This is a genomic window from Liquorilactobacillus uvarum DSM 19971 (assembly GCF_001434935.1).
Classification (GTDB): domain Bacteria; phylum Bacillota; class Bacilli; order Lactobacillales; family Lactobacillaceae; genus Liquorilactobacillus; species Liquorilactobacillus uvarum.
Genome location: NZ_AZEG01000113.1, coordinates 1 through 488, shown reverse-complemented (window position 1 = coordinate 488; position 488 = coordinate 1). Strand labels below are relative to the sequence as shown.

The 488-nt window shown below is 36.3% G+C and carries 1 protein-coding gene; it reads right to left on the bottom strand.

Features of this window, described 5'->3' with window-relative positions; all coding sequences use genetic code 11:
• Positions 1–245: type II toxin-antitoxin system RelB/DinJ family antitoxin (locus FD20_RS12685; RefSeq protein ID WP_057738950.1), on the bottom strand; the 245-nt coding region annotated here is incomplete at its 3' end.
• Positions 246–488: the final 243 nt, after the last annotated feature.

The window sequence follows — 488 nt, the reverse complement described above, 5'->3', positions numbered from 1 at the left end:
TCTTTAGCGTCTTTGAACTTCGTTACTGGCGTACCTTCGGTAGCCTTTAAAAAGCGTAAAGTAGCTTTTTCTTCTTCGCTTAAAGCAGGCTTAAAAGGTAAAGCACCATTAGCAACAATCCGCTTGTAAAACATGTTAATAGCCGTCGTCGGGTTTAGACCCAACTCGCTTAAAACTGCTTCGGTATTATCGGCCAACTCTTTATCAATCTTGACTTGTACCCGTTTCTTTTCCTTAACTGCCATGAATGTCTCGCCTCTCTTTCACTTTCTACTACTATTATACTACCTTTTGAGTACCTATCCAATTAGCATGATCCTTTAAAAGCTGTGAATTAGTGTTTGCTGCCCTTTTAGTAATGGCAATCAATATAACCCCTCTAAAAACACTCATAGGTGAATTTTAAAATCGGCTTAGAACAACTATAACCACCAAATGAATTATTTTATATTCTCTCTTAAAGTGAATAAATCAAAAGATAATGATTA